16 protein-coding genes are annotated in these 16,277 nt (G+C 65.8%); 7 read left to right on the top strand and 9 right to left on the bottom strand.

The window, feature by feature from the left end:
* Positions 1-55: 55 nt before the first annotated feature.
* Complete coding sequence (locus tag ACX9NE_RS04125) at positions 56-1,024, bottom strand: NADPH:quinone oxidoreductase family protein (protein ID WP_459360430.1); 969 nt, start codon at positions 1,022-1,024, stop codon at positions 56-58.
* 175 nt (positions 1,025-1,199) lie between these two features.
* Here ACX9NE_RS04125 and ACX9NE_RS04120 point away from each other — a divergent pair, with 175 nt between their 5' ends.
* Positions 1,200-1,745, top strand: coding sequence for a GNAT family N-acetyltransferase (locus ACX9NE_RS04120; protein WP_459360619.1), 546 nt, complete (start codon positions 1,200-1,202; stop codon positions 1,743-1,745).
* Between the two features lie 66 nt (positions 1,746-1,811).
* On the opposite strand, the gene ACX9NE_RS04115 is transcribed toward ACX9NE_RS04120, so the two are convergent.
* The 3 genes from ACX9NE_RS04115 to hisN form a co-directional block, all read right to left on the bottom strand.
* Complete coding sequence (locus tag ACX9NE_RS04115; RefSeq protein WP_459360429.1) at positions 1,812-3,014, bottom strand: acyl-CoA dehydrogenase family protein; 1,203 nt, start codon at positions 3,012-3,014, stop codon at positions 1,812-1,814.
* A 42-nt stretch (positions 3,015-3,056) separates the two neighbouring features.
* On the bottom strand, positions 3,057-4,448 hold the full coding sequence (locus tag ACX9NE_RS04110) for an acyl-CoA dehydrogenase family protein (protein ID WP_459360428.1): 1,392 nt from the start codon (positions 4,446-4,448) through the stop codon (positions 3,057-3,059).
* A 76-nt stretch (positions 4,449-4,524) separates the two neighbouring features.
* Positions 4,525-5,316 carry a histidinol-phosphatase gene (gene hisN / locus ACX9NE_RS04105; protein WP_459360427.1) on the bottom strand — a complete coding sequence of 264 codons (792 nt, stop codon included), beginning with the start codon at positions 5,314-5,316 and terminating at the stop codon, positions 4,525-4,527.
* A 23-nt stretch (positions 5,317-5,339) separates the two neighbouring features.
* On the opposite strand from hisN, the gene ACX9NE_RS04100 reads away from it, so the two are divergent.
* The gene (locus tag ACX9NE_RS04100; protein ID WP_459360426.1) at positions 5,340-5,702 is read left to right on the top strand and encodes a hypothetical protein; all 363 of its coding nucleotides are present in this window, start codon (positions 5,340-5,342) and stop codon (positions 5,700-5,702) included.
* 45 nt (positions 5,703-5,747) lie between these two features.
* Here ACX9NE_RS04100 and ACX9NE_RS04095 read toward each other — a convergent pair whose 3' ends face one another.
* The 3 genes from ACX9NE_RS04095 to ACX9NE_RS04085 are packed head-to-tail and all read right to left on the bottom strand — an operon-like array spanning position 5,748 to position 9,456.
* A complete protein-coding gene (locus tag ACX9NE_RS04095; RefSeq protein ID WP_459360425.1) occupies positions 5,748-6,545 on the bottom strand; it encodes a slipin family protein in 798 nt (265 codons plus the stop codon).
* Positions 6,542-7,165, bottom strand: a complete 624-nt coding sequence (locus tag ACX9NE_RS04090) for a hypothetical protein (protein WP_459360424.1) — start codon at positions 7,163-7,165, stop codon at positions 6,542-6,544. The genes ACX9NE_RS04095 and ACX9NE_RS04090 overlap by 4 nt, the downstream gene beginning before the upstream one ends.
* The gene (locus tag ACX9NE_RS04085; protein WP_459360423.1) at positions 7,162-9,456 is read right to left on the bottom strand and encodes a nitric-oxide reductase large subunit; all 2,295 of its coding nucleotides are present in this window, start codon (positions 9,454-9,456) and stop codon (positions 7,162-7,164) included. The genes ACX9NE_RS04090 and ACX9NE_RS04085 overlap by 4 nt, the downstream gene beginning before the upstream one ends.
* Before the next feature lie 233 nt (positions 9,457-9,689).
* On the opposite strand from ACX9NE_RS04085, the gene ACX9NE_RS04080 reads away from it, so the two are divergent.
* The 3 genes from ACX9NE_RS04080 to ACX9NE_RS04070 are packed head-to-tail and all read left to right on the top strand — an operon-like array spanning position 9,690 to position 12,883.
* Positions 9,690-10,490, top strand: coding sequence for a universal stress protein (locus ACX9NE_RS04080; protein ID WP_459360422.1), 801 nt, complete (start codon positions 9,690-9,692; stop codon positions 10,488-10,490).
* Between the two features lie 15 nt (positions 10,491-10,505).
* Positions 10,506-11,153: a hypoxia response regulator transcription factor DosR/DevR gene (gene dosR, locus ACX9NE_RS04075; protein WP_459360421.1), complete on the top strand. Its 648-nt coding sequence runs from the start codon at positions 10,506-10,508 to the stop codon at positions 11,151-11,153.
* Positions 11,150-12,883, top strand: coding sequence for a GAF domain-containing sensor histidine kinase (locus tag ACX9NE_RS04070; protein ID WP_459360420.1), 1,734 nt, complete (start codon positions 11,150-11,152; stop codon positions 12,881-12,883). The genes dosR and ACX9NE_RS04070 overlap by 4 nt, the downstream gene beginning before the upstream one ends.
* Here ACX9NE_RS04070 and ACX9NE_RS04065 read toward each other — a convergent pair.
* Complete coding sequence (locus ACX9NE_RS04065; protein ID WP_459360419.1) at positions 12,863-13,861, bottom strand: Acg family FMN-binding oxidoreductase; 999 nt, start codon at positions 13,859-13,861, stop codon at positions 12,863-12,865. The genes ACX9NE_RS04070 and ACX9NE_RS04065 overlap by 21 nt on opposite strands.
* 178 nt (positions 13,862-14,039) lie before the next feature.
* Between ACX9NE_RS04065 and ACX9NE_RS04060 the strand changes: the two genes are divergently transcribed.
* On the top strand, positions 14,040-15,425 hold the full coding sequence (locus ACX9NE_RS04060) for a WS/DGAT/MGAT family O-acyltransferase (protein ID WP_459360418.1): 1,386 nt from the start codon (positions 14,040-14,042) through the stop codon (positions 15,423-15,425).
* Positions 15,425-15,844, top strand: a complete 420-nt coding sequence (locus tag ACX9NE_RS04055) for a group III truncated hemoglobin (protein WP_459360417.1) — start codon at positions 15,425-15,427, stop codon at positions 15,842-15,844. The genes ACX9NE_RS04060 and ACX9NE_RS04055 overlap by 1 nt, the downstream gene beginning before the upstream one ends.
* A 4-nt stretch (positions 15,845-15,848) precedes the next feature.
* Here the strand turns inward: ACX9NE_RS04055 and ACX9NE_RS04050 are convergent, their stop codons facing one another.
* Positions 15,849-16,277, bottom strand: a complete 429-nt coding sequence (locus ACX9NE_RS04050; protein ID WP_459360416.1) for a pyridoxamine 5'-phosphate oxidase family protein — start codon at positions 16,275-16,277, stop codon at positions 15,849-15,851.

The raw sequence follows: 16,277 nt of genomic DNA, 5'->3' as shown, positions 1-16,277 counted from the left end.
GAGCGCATCACCGAGATGTGCTAGCGACAGATCTCGCCAGCGCTGATCCGGTGAGCTAGCGCACCCGCAAGACGACTTTGCCTTTGGCGCTGCGGTTTTCCAGCGACGCCACCGCGGCCGCCGCCTCTTCGAGCGGAAAGACCTCGGGTTCCGGGGCGGCCAGCTTGCCGGAGGCGAACAGTTCCTCGAGCGCCGCCCACTGCTCTTCGAGCGCACCCGGATGACGGCCGGCCCACGCGCCCCAGCCGACACCCACCACGTCGATGTTGTTGAGCAACAAGCGGTTCACCTTGACGGTCGGGATCTCGCCACCGGTGAAGCCGATGACCAGCAGTCGTCCCGCCGGCGCTAGGGAACGCAGCGAATCGGTGAATCGATCGCCGCCGACCGGGTCCACCACGATGTCGACTCCGCGGCCGCCGGTCAGCTCCTTGACCGCGTCCTTGAACCCGTCGGCCAGCACCACATCGGTGGCCCCGGCCGCCGTCGCGATCTCGCCCTTCTCCTTGGAGCTGACCACCGCGATGACCCGCGATGCGCCCAGCGCCGGCGCCAGTCGCAGCGCTGAGGTGCCGATGCCGCCGGCCGCACCGTGCACCAGCACCTTCTCACCGGGCTGCAACCGGCCGCGGACGGCAAGCGCGAAGTACACCGTCAGATCGTTGAACAGCACCCCCGCACCGGCCTCGAAGCTGAGGTTGTCGGGCAGTTTGAACAGCCGGTCGGGCGCCAGTAGGGCGACCTCGGCCATGCCGCCGGTCAGCATGGTCAGACCCAGCACCCGGTCGCCGGCCTGCACATGCGCGCCCTCCGGCGCGGACCGGACCACCCCGGCGATCTCCGCGCCCAGCGTGAACGGTGGATCGGGCCGGTACTGGTACAGCCCACGGGTGAGCAGGGCGTCCGGGAACGCCACCCCGGCGGCGTGCACGTCGACCACCACACCGTCGCCGGTGGGTTCGTCGATCTCTTTCACCTCGATCGATTCCGGACCATCGAGGCGAGTCACCCGTGCTGCGCGCATGCCGATCACCCTACTTCCGGTCCAGAACCCGCCGGCAACCCGTACGACGGCCCGCCCGGTGAACGCCCCGGCGCGGAGCTTGCCGAGACGTCTGCACCGTCTCGGTGATCTCTATGGTTGGGCGCTAGCCTCGGGGTGTGCGTCTCTTCCCGTTCGGCGGACCCGCGTGACAACGATGCGCGTCCGTCCCGCGACCGAGGCGGACGCCGCGGCGTGCGTCGAGATCTACCGCCCGGACGTGCTGGATACCGCTATCACCTTCGAGACCGAGGTGCCGACGGTCGAGGACATGTCGGCCCGCATCGCAGCGGCCCGCGCCACCCACGAATGGCTGATCCTCGACGTCGACGGGGTGGTCACCGGTTACGCCTATGCGCTCCCGCTTAATTCACGAGCGGCGTACCGCTGGTCCGTGGAGGCGACCGTCTACGTAGCGCAAGACCGCGCAAGGGCGGGCGCCGGCCGCACGCTGTATGCCGAACTGCTCAGCAGGCTTGCCCAGCGGGGCTTCCGACGAGCGTTCGCCTGCATCGCCGAACCCAACGACGCCAGCGACGCGTTACATGACAGCTTCGGGTTTCATCAGGTGGGCCACTTCCGGAAGGCCGGATGGAAGCTCGGTGCCTGGCATGACGTTCGGTGGTGGCAGCTGGACCTGGTGGCTCTTGACCACGAGGTCTACCCGCCGCCCGAGATCACGGATTCGCCCAGCGTGTACTGACGGCGGAGAAACTGCGAAAATCTCGCCGTCAGTACACGCTCGGCGCCGCGTCTGGCAGCGACAACGTCACTTGAGTTCGGCCGACGACAACCCCAACAGTCGGCGGGCCACCACCAGCTGCTGAATCTGTTGGGTGCCTTCGAAGATGTCCAGGATCTTGGAGTCGCGCCCCCACTTCTCCAGCAGCATCTGCTCGGAATAGCCTGTAGTGCCAGCCAATTCGACGGTCTTGAGGGTGACGTCGCTGGCCATCCGGCCGGCCTTGGCCTTGCTCATGGACGCTTCTTTGGAGTTCGGGATGCTGTTGTCGGCCTGCCATGCCGCCCGCAGCGACAGCAAATAGGCGGCTTCCCAGTCGGATTCCATCCGCAGGAACTCGGCGGCAGCAGCGCTCTGGACATGGGCGGGCCGGTCGTAGTCGATCTCGACTCCGGCGTCGGTGAGTATCTTGCGGATTTCCTCGAGCGCGGCGCGCCCGATGCCGACGGCCATGGCGGCGACGATCGGCCGGGTGTTGTCGAACGTCTCCATCACGCCCGAGAAGCCTTTGCCGACTTCGATTTCCGGGTTGCCGAGCAGGTTCTCCTTCGGGATCCGGACATTGTCGAAGCGAATAGCAGCGGTGTCGGATCCTTTGATGCCGAGCTTGTGTTCGAGTCGTTCGACGGTGACACCGGGGTGCTCGCGCGGCACGATGAACGATTTGATCGCCGCGCGGCCCTTGGACTTGTCCAGGGTGGCCCACACCACGATATGGGTGGCGCGCGAACCCGCTGTGACATAGATCTTTTCACCGTTGATCACGTACTCGTCGCCGTCGAGTTTGGCCGTGGTCGACACGGCCGCGGAGTCGGAGCCGAAGCCCGGCTCGGTGATCGCCATGGCCGCCCACACCTTGCCCAGCCGCTCGAGTTGCTCTTCGGTCGCCACTGCGGAGATGGCCGCGTTGCCCAGTCCCTGATAGGGGATGGACAGCATCATCGCCACGTCACCCCAGCTGGCCTCCAGGGTCTGCACCAGCGCGGCCATGTTGGCGCCGTTGTGGTTGTCCTCCTTCTTGTCGCTGCCGCGCAGTTCACCGGCGCCGGCGAAGCTGAACGACTCGGACGCACCCTCGAAGAGGTTGATCAGGGTGTCGAGTTCGACGGGGTAGGCGTGCTCTTTGAGGTCGTACTTACGCGCGATGGGCCTGATCAATTCGGCCACGCCCTGATGAGTCTTGGTCACTACCGCCTGCAGCTTGCCGGGTAGCTCGAGATTAATTGCCATGATTGATCTTTCGCCTTCGAAGTGTAGGAGTTAGACGACCACTTAAATGACGACCACGCCCTCGGCGACGCCGATGGCCCGCAGGTCGCGGTACCAGCGTTCGACCGGGTGCTCTTTGGTGAATCCGTGGCCACCCAGCAGCTGCACGCCATCCAGGCCGATCTGCATCCCCTTGTCGGAAGCGAACCGCTTGGCCAGCGCCGCTTCCCGGGCGAACGACAGGCCCTGCTCGGCACGGGCAGCGCCGCGCCAGGTGATAAGCCGCAACCCGTCCAGCTCGATAGCGATGTTGGCGCACATGAATGCGACGGCCTGACGGCGCGCGATCGGCTCGCCGAACGCTTCGCGTTCTTTCACGTAGGGGATGACATAGTCGAGCACCGCGTGCGAGGTGCCCACCGCTAACGCCGCCCAGCCCAGCCGGGACAGTGCGATCGCCTCCGAGTAATCCTCATCGGCGGCCCCGTCTTCACCCAGGCGGGCGTGCAGCGGCACCGAAACCCCGGATAGTTCAACCTGTCCCAACGCCGCGGCACGGATTCCCATGCTCGGATCCGGCTTTACGCTCACGCCCTTGGCCGACGATTCGACGATGAACAACGCCGGCTTGCCGTTGAGCTGTGCGCCGACGATGAAGAGTTCGGCGTCCGACGCGGCCGGCACCAACGACTTCACGCCGTCCAGCCGGTAACCGGACGGGGTGCGCACGGCGGTGGTCCGCAGCCGTGTCGGGTCGAACAGCGGATGCGGCTCGGCGATGGCCACGCACGCCTGCGGGACGTTCGCACCGGCGAACTCCCTGAGGTAGGTCGCCTGCTGACCGGCGCTGCCCCAATGAGTCAGCGCGGCGGCAACACCGCCGGGCGCCAGGATGGGGAGCGCTTGACCCATGTCGCCGTACGCCAGTGCTTCGGCTACCAACACGTTGGTCACCGCGGAGCGGTGTTCGGCGATCCCGTCGAAGTCTTCCGGGATGTTGATCGCGGTGATGCCGAGCTCGGCGGCCTTGGCGATGAGCCCGGCCGGATAGGTTGCGGCCTCGTCGGCATCGTGGGCGGCGGGGCGCAGGATCTCCTCGGCGAATTCCTCGACGGTCTCGACAATCAGCTTCTGGTCGTCGTCGGGAGTCAGGTCGAAGGAGTTCTTGCCACCGGACTTGAGCCGGGTGGGTGCACCGCGCAGGCCTTGAATACGTGTGAACTGTCGGCTGGCCGCGGCGGTGGTGGAGAACACCCGCTTCGTGCCGTAGCGCAACGTCCGGTTGAGCGGGTCGCGAAGTTTGTACTTGTCCAAGAACTCCTGCCCGACCAGCGGAGTGATCAGTGCGATGGCGATATCGACTCCGGTGCGTTTGTGCGGTCGCATCCCGATCGTCGTCTGTGGGTCGCGGCGCTTGTTGGTGCGAGTGCGGGAAGCGGGAAGTGTGTCGGTCATATCAGCAGCCTCGGTCGTTGGGGCGATGCGAATAACCGTATCTTACTCCCGAGTAAGATCCATAGCCACGTGTTAGCTAATTCACAGTTGGCCGCAGAGCGTCCAGCACCTGTTCGTGCAGCAGGCCGTTGGTCGCCACCGCGCTGCCCCCGTGCGGTCCGGCGGTGCCGTCCAGGCTGGTGAACCGGCCGCCGGCCTCGTGCACCAGGACATCGAGAGCCGCCAGATCCCATACCGAGACCTCAGGTTCGGCGGCGACATCCACGGCCCCCTCGGCGAGTAGGCAGTACGACAGGAAGTCGCCGTAGGCACGCACCCGCCAGACGGAATCGGTCAGATCGATGAACTTCCCGCGCAATCCAAGTTGCGCCCAGCCCGTCAAGCTGGAAAACGACAAGCTCGCCGAACTCAGTTCTGCCACAGTCGAAACCGACAACCGACGCGGTGGCGCGCCGGCCACTGCGGCGAATGCGCCTTCCCCATGTGCGGCCCACCATCGTCGCTGCAGGGCGGGCGCGCTCACCACGCCCACGACCGGGATGCCGTCCTGCAGCAGCGCGATCAAGCTGGCCCACACCGGGACACCGCGTACGAAGTTCTTGGTGCCGTCGATCGGGTCGATGATCCACTGCCGTCCCTGCCAGGTGGTGCTGCCGCCGAACTCCTCACCCAGAACGCTGTCGTCGGGCTGTTGCTGCGCGATGGCCTGGCGCAGTTCGGACTCGACGGCCTGGTCGGCGTCGGTCACCGGAGTCAGGTCGGGCTTGGTGTCGATGCGCAGGTCCAGCGCACCGAAGCGGGCGCGCGTCACGTCGTCCGCCCGGTCTGCCAGCGTCAGTGCGAACTGCAGATCATCGGCATGCGTCACGCCAGCAGTCCTACCATGGCCAGATGTGGGAATTCATGGTGCTGCTTCTGTTGGTGGCGGTGCTGCTGGTGTTTCTGGCGCCGCGGTTCGTCCGTCCCGGACCACGTGGCGCCCTGGCCAGCGGCACGTTGCTGGTCACCGGAGTCAGCTCCCGTAGTGGCGAGGCTGACGAAGGCGAGCAGTTCGTCACCATCTCCGGGGTCATCAACGGGCCCACCGTCAACGAGCACGCGGTGTACCGGCGCATGGTCGTCACCTCCGATCAGTGGCCGGTCACGGGACAGCAGTTCCCCGTCGTGTATTCGCCGAACAACCCCGACAACTGGAACTTCGCGCCAACCGGTCCGCCCGAGCAGCCCGAGCCGTTCGGGCCACCGGACGAATAGCGACCGCCCACAGGACCACAAACCTGAACAGTCCGAATGGTTCGGTCACTGGCGATGGTTGACGCCGTCCAACACGCCCCGCAACGCCTCGGGGTTGCGCAGGAACGGCGTGATGATATCGACCGGCAACGGGAAGACCACCGTGGAGTTCTGATCCGCTCCGAGTTCCAAAAGCGTTTGCAGATAGCGTAATTGCAGTGATGCCGGACTCTTGGAAAGGGTTTCGGCCGCCTGGCGCAACTCCTCGGACGCCTGCAGTTCCCCGCGGGCGTTGATCACCTTGGCGCGGCGTTCGCGCTCGGCCTCGGCTTCCCGCGCCATCGCTCGCTGCATCGACTCGGGGATCTCGACGTCCTTGATCTCCACTACCCGCACCTGCACCCCCCACGGCTCGGTCATCTGCTCGATGATGGTGCGCAGGTCGCTGTTGAGGTCTTCACGATGTGCCAGCAGGGTGTCCAGGTCAGCACGACCCAGCAGGGAGCGCAGCGTGGTCTGCGCGATCTGTGAGGTGGCCACCGCGTAGTTCTCCACCGCCAGAATCGCTTTGAGCGGGTCGGTCACCGCGAACATGACCACCGCGTTCACCCGGGCCGGCACGTTGTCGCGGGTGATCACCTCCTGCGGTGGGATAGTCAGGGTCACCAATCGCTGGTCGACGCGAATCATCCGGTCCAGCAACGGAATCAGAAACCGCAGTCCCGGTTGATACAGGGGTCGCACGTGGCCCATCCGGAACACCACGCCCCGCTCGTACTCACGCAGCACCGCCAGCGAGAATGCGGAAACCACGGCAAGCACCACGACCGCGAGCGCGGTCAAGCCCAACCCAAGTCCGGTCACGTCTTGTTCTCCTCGCCTGCCCAGCCGCCCCAGCGGGTCGAATAGCGATCGATCGCGGCGGCCACCTGATCCTCGATCGCCGTGCGGTGCGGCAGGTAATCCGGTGCGTTCGCCGGCGTATGCCACAGGTGGCGGGCCAGCGGCAGTCCGAGCAGCACCACGACCACCATGGCGCCGATGAGTACCAGCACGTCGGCGAGCGAATGCTGGGCGATCAACATCGCCGAGGGCAGCACGATGCCGAATGCGGCTACGCAGCAGGCGATCCCGCGGTGAAAACGTCCCGCTTCGGAATGTGGCCACGGATCGACGTCGCGGCTTATTTCGCGGCCGTGATCCGACGTGGTGCAGTTGGCCTTGACCGGGCAACTGTTGCATACCACCGGCAGCGCGCGGTACCGCATCACCCGATGCCGCGGATCGAATGACGTCGGCCACAGCCACTGTTGTTGCGGGCACACCCAGGCGTCGTGGTCGGGGCGGTAGCGGAATTGACCGGTGCGCCAGGCCGCGGCACGCGCCGAGGCGTGCCGCGCCATCGCGTCGAAACACCACCCGATCCCCAGCAGCAGCAGCGAGTATCCGGCTGTCAGCCAGACGATGGTCGCGGGCTGGGTCATTTCTCGACGTACAACGGACGTTCGGGCAGTTCGTCCACCGTGGTGCCGGTGCGGAAGTTGCGCAATGCGGTCCAGGCGATCCACACGAACGGCACCACCCCGCCGACGATCAGGATCACGTCCCCAGGGAGCCGGAGCCATTCGAGTACCGCATTTCCGGGTTTGGTGATGTAGCCCAGCGACCGCGCCTCGAAATAACCGTCACTGACCGAGTGGTAGAGCTGCAGCACACCCAGCGGCAGCAGCGTGACGAAGACCATCCACGCCAGACCGATATTCATGCACCAGAACGAGGTTCGGGCCAGCCGCTCCGGCCATTTGTCGGCCGGGATGACGTAGCGGAATGCGAACATCGCCAATCCGACCGCAAGCATGCCGTAGACGCCCATCATCGCGGCGTGCCCGTGGTTGGCCGTCAGCGCGGTGCCGATCTGGTAGTAGGACACCACCGGAAGGTTGATCAGGAATCCGAAGATGCCGGCGCCCAAGAAGTTCCAGAACCCCACCGCGACCAGGAACATCACCGCCCAGCGGTGCGGAAACGGGTTCGCGTCGCCGGACTGCTGACGGGCGCCGAGCTGCAAGAAGGCCCACGCCTCGACGGTGAGGAAGGTCAGCGGAATGACCTCGGCCGCCGAGAAGAACGCCCCGAGGGCCATGTGCTCCACCGGGGTCCCGGAGAAATACAGGTGGTGCATGGTTCCGATGACGCCTCCGGCGGAGTACAGGATCACGTCGAGGAAGATCACGCCCAGCGCAATGCGCTCGCGCACCACGCCCAGCAACACGAAGATGTAGGCCACCATCACGGTGGTGAACAGCTCGAGGAAGTCCTCGACCCACAAGTGCACCACCCAGAACCGCCAGAAGTCGGCGACGGTGAAGTGGGTGTCGCTGCTCGCGAGCAGTCCGACGGCGTAGAACATCGGAATCGCCAGGCCGGAGAAGAAGAACAGCCACGGCATGTTCATCTTGGACTCGTTCTTGAGCCGGGCGCGGATGCCACGCCAGATGATCGCGATCCAGATGAACAGCCCGACGACGAGCAGGATCTGCCACAGCCGCGGCAGGTCCAGGTACTCCCACTGCTGGGAAAGTAGGCTGCCGCGCGGGATGACGCCGTAGATGGACAGCGCCTCACAGGTCAGCGAGCCGAACACCACCAGCGCCACCGCGCCGAGCAAGATGTACGCCAGCAGCGCCTGCCGTTTCGGCTCGCGGCGAGAGATGAACGGCACCAGGAAGATTCCTCCCGCCAGAAACGCCGCCGCCGTCCAGAACAGCGCCAGTTGCAGATGCCAGGTACGGGCGAGGTTGTACGGCAGCACCCGGGCCAGGTCCAGTCCGAAGAAGGTGGACAGATCAGCCCGGTAGTGCTCGGCCGCCGCCCCCAGCAGCGATTGCGCCAGGAACAGCACCGACACGATCGCGAAGAACCAGATGGTGGCGCGTTGCGCCGGCGTCAAGCTGACTTCCCCCGGCTGGCGGAACGACAGCGTCGACGTCTCGGCGCCGTGCCAGCCGACCTTCTGGCTCCAGCGGCCGTAGATCGCGAACATAACCCCGATGCCGCCCAGCAACGCGATCAGCGACAATGCCGACCACACGATCACCGCCGCGGTCGGACCGTTGTCGACGCGCTGCTCGGCCGGCCAGTTATTGGTGTAGGTGTACTTGTGACCCGGCCGTTCCGCTGCTGCGGCCCATGCGGTCCAGGCGAAGAAGGCGGTCAGCCGGCGGATCTCGGCCTTGTCGGTGATCAATTGTGGCAGCAGCCCGTATTTCGTGGAGTTCTCCCCGAAGTAGGCGGCGTAGTGGTCCTGGATCCGGTCGAAAGCCGCGGCCTGCCGGTTGGTGAACACCAGCGTCTGGGTGTCGGAACGGTAGCGGTTGGTGCGGAACTCGGTGACCACCCGATCGCGGGGGTCCGCGACACCCTCGGCGCGAAGTTGACCGGTCACGTCGTCGGCGGCCATCCGCAGATAGTCCGCGGTGTAGTCGGGTCCGAGATAGGCGCCGTGGCCCAGCACCGACCCGTACTGCATCAGGCCCCGGGCCTGAAAAAGCTCCTGCCCGGCGGTGATGTCGTCACCGGTGAACAGCACCTGGCCCGATTCGGTGACCACCTTGGCAGGCATCGGCATCGCCGCCGTGTAGGTCCGGTAGGCCAGGACGCCCATCACGAGAAATCCGAAGACCAGCACCAGGGCGACACCTTGAATCCAACCCCTCCCCACCAGGGGTTGCGGCGTCGGCTGGGCGGAAGGTGACGATGTCTCTCGAACAGCCATGACAGGAAACCCCCTACGCGATGAAATTCTCCCGGCGTCTCACACACGCGAGGCGCGTGCCCGCGCCGTACCTATCCAATTCGCGTTCTCGCTCGCTGGCAAGAGGCGGGCCGATTCGCTTCGCTCTAGGGACCTAAGGCACCGATCAGGGGACCAATGCCTCTTGGGACGCGGGTGGGCCGGCAATAGCGTTCGGGTTGGCCGAAGTGATTCGACAGTAAGGGGAGACCGCGATGAGCAGCCGCGCGTCAGGTCCGGCAGTCGTGGTGGGTATCGACGGGTCGAGAACGGCTTTGCACGCGGCCTTATGGGCGATCGACGAGGCGGTGACCCGGGACGTTCCGTTGCGCCTGGTCTATGTCATCGAGTCGGCGCCGGCCGGATCCGGTGGCATCGCGGGACATCAGGCGGCGGCCCGCGCGGCGCTCTTCGACGCCCAGCAAGCGATCAAGGCGACCGGCAAAGAGGTGGTTGTCGAAACCGAAATTCTCTGGGGCAGACCCCTCACCAAGCTGATGCAGGAGTCCAGGTCGGCAGCGATGATCTGTGTCGGCGCGATCGGACGCAACCACGCTCACAGCGGACAGGGATCGGTGGCCGGGGCCCTGGCTGGATCTTCGCTGTGTCCGGTAGCGGTGATCCACCGCTCGCCCGACGGCACCACGGTCCCCAAGATCAGGCGGGTGGTGGCAGAAGCCGACAACGGTGCCGTCCTGCGTCACGCGTTCCGGGAGGCCCGGCTGCGCGGCGTTCCGCTGCGTGCCGTCTCGGTACAGGCGGCACATTCGCCCGGCGCACCAGGGGATGGAAACCTGTTGGCACAAGCACAATTGGATCGCAGGCTGACCCGGTGGACGCGGCTGTACCCCGACGTGCGGGTGGAGTCGGCCATCGTGCGGGGACATGGCGGGCGCTATATGGCTGACAATGAGGCGCCGGGGCAGCTTTTCGTCACCGACGCGCACGCGGCGCAGGTGCGCAGTGTGTACAACGCGGGATCGTCGGTGCTGACCGTACGCAGCGGCAATTTGTGACAGTGGAGTGATGCCGTGGTAAGAGTCTTCCTGGTCGACGACCATGAAGTAGTGCGGCGTGGCCTGATCGACCTGCTCGGCGCCGACTCCGAACTCGACGTCGTCGGCGAAGCCGGCTCGGTCGCCGAAGCGATGTCACGGATACCTGCGGCCAATCCCGATGTCGCGGTCCTCGATGTCCGGCTGCCCGATGGCAATGGCATCGAACTGTGCCGGGACTTGTTGTCGCGCATGCCCGAACTGCGCTGCCTGATCCTGACGTCCTACACTTCCGATGAAGCGATGCTGGATGCGATTTTGGCCGGCGCCAGCGGTTATGTCGTCAAGGACATCAAGGGAATGGAATTGGCACGCGCTGTCAAGGATGTGGGTGCGGGTAGGTCGCTGCTGGACAACCGCGCGGCGGCCGCGCTGATGTCCAAACTGCGCGACGCGACCGAAAGGCAGGATCCCTTGTCGGGCCTCACCGAACAGGAGCGCGCGTTGCTGGGGCTGCTCAGCGAGGGCCTCACCAACAAGCAGATCGCCGATCGCATGTTCCTTGCCGAGAAGACGGTGAAGAACTACGTGTCCCGGTTGCTGGCCAAACTCGGCATGGAGCGCCGAACCCAGGCGGCGGTGTTCGCAACGGAATTGAAGCGCTCTCAAGGCGCCGGCCGATGACGGTCGGCGAGCCGGTCGAGACCGGCCCGGAAGCCGGCCTGCACCCGCTGCGGCAGACTTTGTCCCAGTTGCGACTGCGGGAACTGCTCGTCGAGGTGCAGGACCGGGTCGAACAGATCGTCGAGGGCCGCGACCGGCTCGACGGTCTGCTGGAGGCCATGTTGGTGGTCACCTCGGGGCTGGAGCTGAACGCCACGCTGCGCGCCATCGTGCACTCGGCGACCAATCTGGTCGACGCCCGCTACGGCGCCCTCGAAGTGCACGACGGCGAGCAGCGGGTGATGGATTTCGTCCACGAGGGCATCGACGAGGAGACGGTTCGGCGCATCGGACAGCTGCCGCAAGGCAAGGGCATCATCGGCCTGTTCATCGATGAACCGAAAGCCCTACGGCTGGATGATCTTTCGAAGCATCCGGCATCGGTCGGCTTTCCGGAGCATCATCCGCCGATGCGAACCTTTCTCGGGGTGCCCGTCCTGGTGCGCGGGGAATCCTTCGGCACCCTGTACCTGACCGATAAGACCAACGGTCAACCGTTCACCGACGACGACGAAGTGCTGGTGCAGGCGCTGGCGGCAGCGGCGGGTATCGCGATTGCCAATGCAGCGCTCTACCAACAAGCCAAGGAACGGCAGTCGTGGATCGAAGCGACCCGTGACATCGCGACCGAGCTGCTCTCCGGCACCGAACCGGCAACGGTGTACCGACTACTCGCCGAGGAGGCGCTTAAGCTGACGGCGGCCGACGCGGCGCTGGTCGTCGTTCCGCTCGACGAGACCGTCTCGCCTGCTGACGTCGAGGAACTCATGGTGATCGAGACGATCGGTGAGGCCGTGGAGTCCATTGCGGGACAGACTATTCCCGTCAACGGCACAGCACTGGGGGACGTTTTTGTCAACGGCATGCCACGCCAAGTCGGGCGGCTTGAGATGGACGGCATTGGCGCCCTCGACGATGCCGGGTCGGTACTGCTGCTGCCATTGCGAGCCACCGGCACCGTGGCCGGCGTGGTCGTCGTTCTGCGTCAGGGCGGTCCCGGATACTTCACCAACGATCAGCTCGAGATGATGGCCGCTTTCGCCGATCAGGCTGCGCTGGCGCTGCAGCTGGCCACGTCACAGCGGCAGATGCGCGAACTCGACCTACTGACCGACCGGGATCGCATCGCGCGGGATCTGCACGACCACGTGATACAGCGACTGTTCGCGGTGGGGCTCTCACTACAGGGCGCGGTCCCGAGAACCCGAGAACCCGAGGTGCAGCAACGTCTTTCAGGTGCCATCGACGACCTGCAGGCGGTCATTCAAGAGATCCGGACCACCATTTTCGACTTGCACGGGACCTCCCAGGGAATCACGCGGTTGCGTCAGCGCATCGACGCGGCCGCGGGCCAGTTCGCCGACGCCGGATTACGGACCAGCGTTCAATACATCGGGCCGCTGTCGGTGGTCGACAGCGTGTTGGCCGATCATGCCGAGGCGGTGGTCCGCGAAGCGGTGAGCAACGCCGTCCGGCACGCCCGCGCCACGACCTTGGCGGTGCGCGTGAAGGTGGATGACGATCTGTGCATCGAGGTGACCGACAACGGCTGTGGCATGCCCGAGGAGTTCACCGGAAGCGGGCTGACGAATCTCAAGCGGCGTGCGCTGGAATCCGGCGGCGACTTCACCGTCGACAGTCCGGCGTCCGGGGGGACGGTGCTGCGCTGGTCAGCGCCGCTCGTCCAGTGACTGCTCGGGCCAGTCGACAACGCGAACGAGTCGCCGCCGCGGCGTGGCCGGCAGCGGGTCGGCGTTGATCGGTGCCCAACCGACCCGCAGCAACATCTGCGGATAACCGCTGTCGCCGAATACATCGGCCCTAACCGCGGCGCGGGTCTCCGGTATCTCCAACGGTTCGGTGATCGGGCAACATGCCAAGCCCATCGCCGTGGCCGTCAACAGCACGATGCTGGTGGTCTCTCCGGCACGCAGCTGCGACATCCGATCGTCCTTTTCGGTGCCCAGCGCCAGGATCACGCCGCAGTCGTCGGCGGGTGAGATGCCTTCCGGCTGAGCCAGTCCGGGGCCGGCGAACAATCGGCCCGGGATCGGGGACTGTGGGTTCGACGGGGGGGCGTTGCGGGCCGGTACACCTGCCACGGCGCCATATCGTCCACTCCACGTCGTCAGCTCCCGCATGTATGCGTCGTTCGTCGCATGGTCGGAAACGGCGCGCGCCACAATGTCTTTCATTCTCGCCAGGGAATCGACCTGGCGCAGCATGACCCCACTGCGCGCTGCGCGGGCGGCCATCTGTGCGATGTCACCGCCGGGCACCGGCCAGGAACTGTAGGCACGGCGATCCGTACGGCGCCTCGGAATGGCAGCTGCCAGCGCGATGTCGGCTTGATCGGGCGCCTGCTGCACCACTTCGATGGTGGCCAGATGACGGGCATCTTCGGGGTCGGGGAAGCGACTTACCCTGGCGTGCCAGCCCATTGACGCCAGAGCGACGACACAGTGATGCAACGCGACGCCGCAGCTGATGATCAGATCACGTCCGTCGGGATCGGTGCTCTGCAGCTGCATCTCCGGTTCGGAGAACAAGTCGAGGCTCGCCGCGCCTACCCGCCAGCGCCACGGTTGCGTGTTGTGGATGGAAGGAGCGCGGGTGGCCAAGGTCAAAACCGTTTGCAGCGTGTCGGCGTCGGGAAATTGGGCGTTCATGGGGGCCGAGCCCTTCCTATCTATGACTGTGGTCACCTTTCCCAGGATCGTCGGCGCACCACCGCGCTCGGCAGAGCACGAAGCCCCGGCAGCGTGGGACCTTTGGCACTGCTCCACGAAGCGCCTGCGGCGGATAGTGAAACTGCGAGTTGCAGATAACTGATGGGAGGGCACAAATTTGGACCACCTGACCACTCTGGAGGCCGGGTTCCTCAAGGCCGAAGACGCCGATCCGCGAGTCAGCCTGGCAATTGGTGGTTTGGCGGTGATCGAGGGCCCGGTGCCCGAGCAGGATGCGCTGATATCGGTGTTCGCCGAGCGGGGTCGCCGGTGCCCGCGGTTCGGGCAGCGGTTGCGACTGCATCCGCTGGGCCTCGGTGCGCCGGAGTGGATGGCAGATGACGACTTCGACATTCAACGGCACGTGCGCCGGGCCGCGGTACCGCATCCCGGCGACGACCGCGACCTGTTCCGGTTGATCGCCGACGTGATGGCGCGGCGATTGGACCGCGAGCGGCCGCTGTGGGAAGTGTGGGTGATCGAGGGGCTTTCCGATGGTCGCTGGGCGATCCTCACCAAACTCCACCACTGCATGGCCGACGGCGTCGCCGCAACTCATATGCTTGCCGGTTTGTGTGACGACGGTGCCGACGGTGTGCCGCTCCGTACGGCGCGAAAGCCACGAAGCATCCCCAAACATGATCTGGCACAACGGACAGCGTTGCTGCACGGGGTGACGCAAGCCTCAGCCGCCCTCACGGCCGGCATCATCCGCGCGGTACGGGGTGCCGGTGAGATCGCTGCCGGCCTGTTGATGCCGTCCGCGTCGTCGCTGACCGGGCCGCTGAGCGACTTACGTCGCTACAGCGGGGCCCGGGTCGCCATGGCTGACATCGAACTCATCTCCGCCACTTTCGACGTCACCGTCAACGACGTTGCGCTGGCCGCGATTACCGAGAGCTACCGCAATCTCATGGTGGACCGTGGTGTCAAGCCGCCGGGTGATTCGTGGCGGACATGGGTGCCCGTATCGGTGCGATTTGCCAATGCGGCCGGCGCGACGGATAACCGGGTGTCGCTGATGCTGCCGAATTTGCCGGTGGACGAGGAGAATCCGGTGGAACGGTTACGCAGCGTGCACGAGCGTGTGGGCCGGGCGAAGGCGAGCGGTCAGCGGCAGGCGGGAAATGTGTTCGTGTCGCTGTCCAATCGCGTCCCGTTCGCCTTGAGCGCCTGGACGGTCGGCTTACTGATGCGTTTGCCGCAACGCGGTGTGGTGACGGTGGCGACCAGTGTGCCCGGGCCGCCTCGGCCGGCGCGCATTATGGGCAGGACGGTGATCGGGCTGTACCCGGTGCCGCCGCTGGCGATGCACCTGCGCACAGGTTTGGCGATGCTCAGTTACGCCGGTCACCTGTTCTTCGGGATACTCGCCGATTACGACGCGGTGGCCGACGTCGACCAACTGGCCCGCGGCATCGAGGCCGCGGTCGCGCGTCTGGTCGCAATCAGCAAAAAGCGCAGGAATCCGCCGAGCCGCGGGCCGCTTTCCCTGGTTGTCTGATGTCGGCAAGGCCACGGCCGGACCTGGCCGATCGCGCTGATGTCGAGGCACTGCTCTATCGGTTCTACGGGGCGTCGCTGCACGACGAGGTGCTGTATGAACCGTTCACCGAGTTGCGCCGCGCCGGACTGGATTCGCACATTCCGACGATGTGCGACTTCTGGGAGACCGTACTGTTTCGCGCCGGGCGCTACCACGGCAGCGCACTGACCGCGCATCGCGACCTGCACGCCCGAACTCCATTGCAGGCGAGGCACTTTGTCCGCTGGCTGACTCTTTGGAACGAGGCGGTCGACGAGCTTTACGCCGGCCCGGTGGCCGAGCATGCGAAGCTTCAGGCGGCCCGGATCGCCTGGTCGATGAACCGGCGTTTGAGCGGTACTGACGCGCGCGAGCTTGACGCACTGCTCGCGCGCTGACGCGTCAGGAGACGGTCTCGTTGTGATCGGGCTCCGGGCCGAAGACGAAGCGGCGGCCGGTGATGTCGTTCGGGGTGATCCGTACGTAGTTGGGCTTCGCGGTCGCAACCCACGGGTACAGCCCGGCCTGGTCGGCTTGCTGGATGTCGGCGTCTGACTTGAGCAGCCGCGCGCGCCCGCGCACGATCACACTCCAGCCTTCTTCGACGTTGTGGTCGTCGGCCTCGAAGACGACGGTGTGATTGGCCACGGCCGAGAACAGTTTGGTGCCTTCGGCGGTGCGGAAGAGGACACTGTGGTTCTGCACCACATAGTTGACCGGGAAGATCTCCGGCTCGCCGGCGAAGTTGGTCACCAGCCGACCGAGTGAGGCGGTGCCCAGCAGATCCCAACTTTCGTGTTCGGACAGGACGGTGATCGGCTCGGTGGTCAT

The organism is Mycobacterium sp. ML4 (genome assembly GCF_054515735.1).
Note: the sequence above shows the minus strand (reverse complement) of the source record. Positions and strands in the feature narration are given on the sequence as shown.

What these genes read in the sequence shown, in the direction of transcription:
- ACX9NE_RS04125 (WP_459360430.1), bottom strand. Translation starts at nt 1,024, where the DNA reads ATGCGCGCAGCACGGGTGACTCGCCTCGATGGTCCGGAATCGATCGAG.
- ACX9NE_RS04120 (WP_459360619.1), top strand. Translation starts at nt 1,200, where the DNA reads ATGCGCGTCCGTCCCGCGACCGAGGCGGACGCCGCGGCGTGCGTCGAG.
- ACX9NE_RS04115 (WP_459360429.1), bottom strand. Translation starts at nt 3,014, where the DNA reads ATGGCAATTAATCTCGAGCTACCCGGCAAGCTGCAGGCGGTAGTGACC.
- ACX9NE_RS04110 (WP_459360428.1), bottom strand. Translation starts at nt 4,448, where the DNA reads ATGACCGACACACTTCCCGCTTCCCGCACTCGCACCAACAAGCGCCGC.
- ACX9NE_RS04100 (WP_459360426.1), top strand. Translation starts at nt 5,340, where the DNA reads ATGTGGGAATTCATGGTGCTGCTTCTGTTGGTGGCGGTGCTGCTGGTG.
- ACX9NE_RS04090 (WP_459360424.1), bottom strand. Translation starts at nt 7,165, where the DNA reads ATGACCCAGCCCGCGACCATCGTCTGGCTGACAGCCGGATACTCGCTG.
- ACX9NE_RS04085 (WP_459360423.1), bottom strand. Translation starts at nt 9,456, where the DNA reads ATGGCTGTTCGAGAGACATCGTCACCTTCCGCCCAGCCGACGCCGCAA.
- ACX9NE_RS04080 (WP_459360422.1), top strand. Translation starts at nt 9,690, where the DNA reads ATGAGCAGCCGCGCGTCAGGTCCGGCAGTCGTGGTGGGTATCGACGGG.
- ACX9NE_RS04070 (WP_459360420.1), top strand. Translation starts at nt 11,150, where the DNA reads ATGACGGTCGGCGAGCCGGTCGAGACCGGCCCGGAAGCCGGCCTGCAC.
- ACX9NE_RS04065 (WP_459360419.1), bottom strand. Translation starts at nt 13,861, where the DNA reads ATGAACGCCCAATTTCCCGACGCCGACACGCTGCAAACGGTTTTGACC.
- ACX9NE_RS04055 (WP_459360417.1), top strand. Translation starts at nt 15,425, where the DNA reads ATGTCGGCAAGGCCACGGCCGGACCTGGCCGATCGCGCTGATGTCGAG.
- ACX9NE_RS04050 (WP_459360416.1), bottom strand. Translation starts at nt 16,277, where the DNA reads ATGACCACCGAGCCGATCACCGTCCTGTCCGAACACGAAAGTTGGGAT.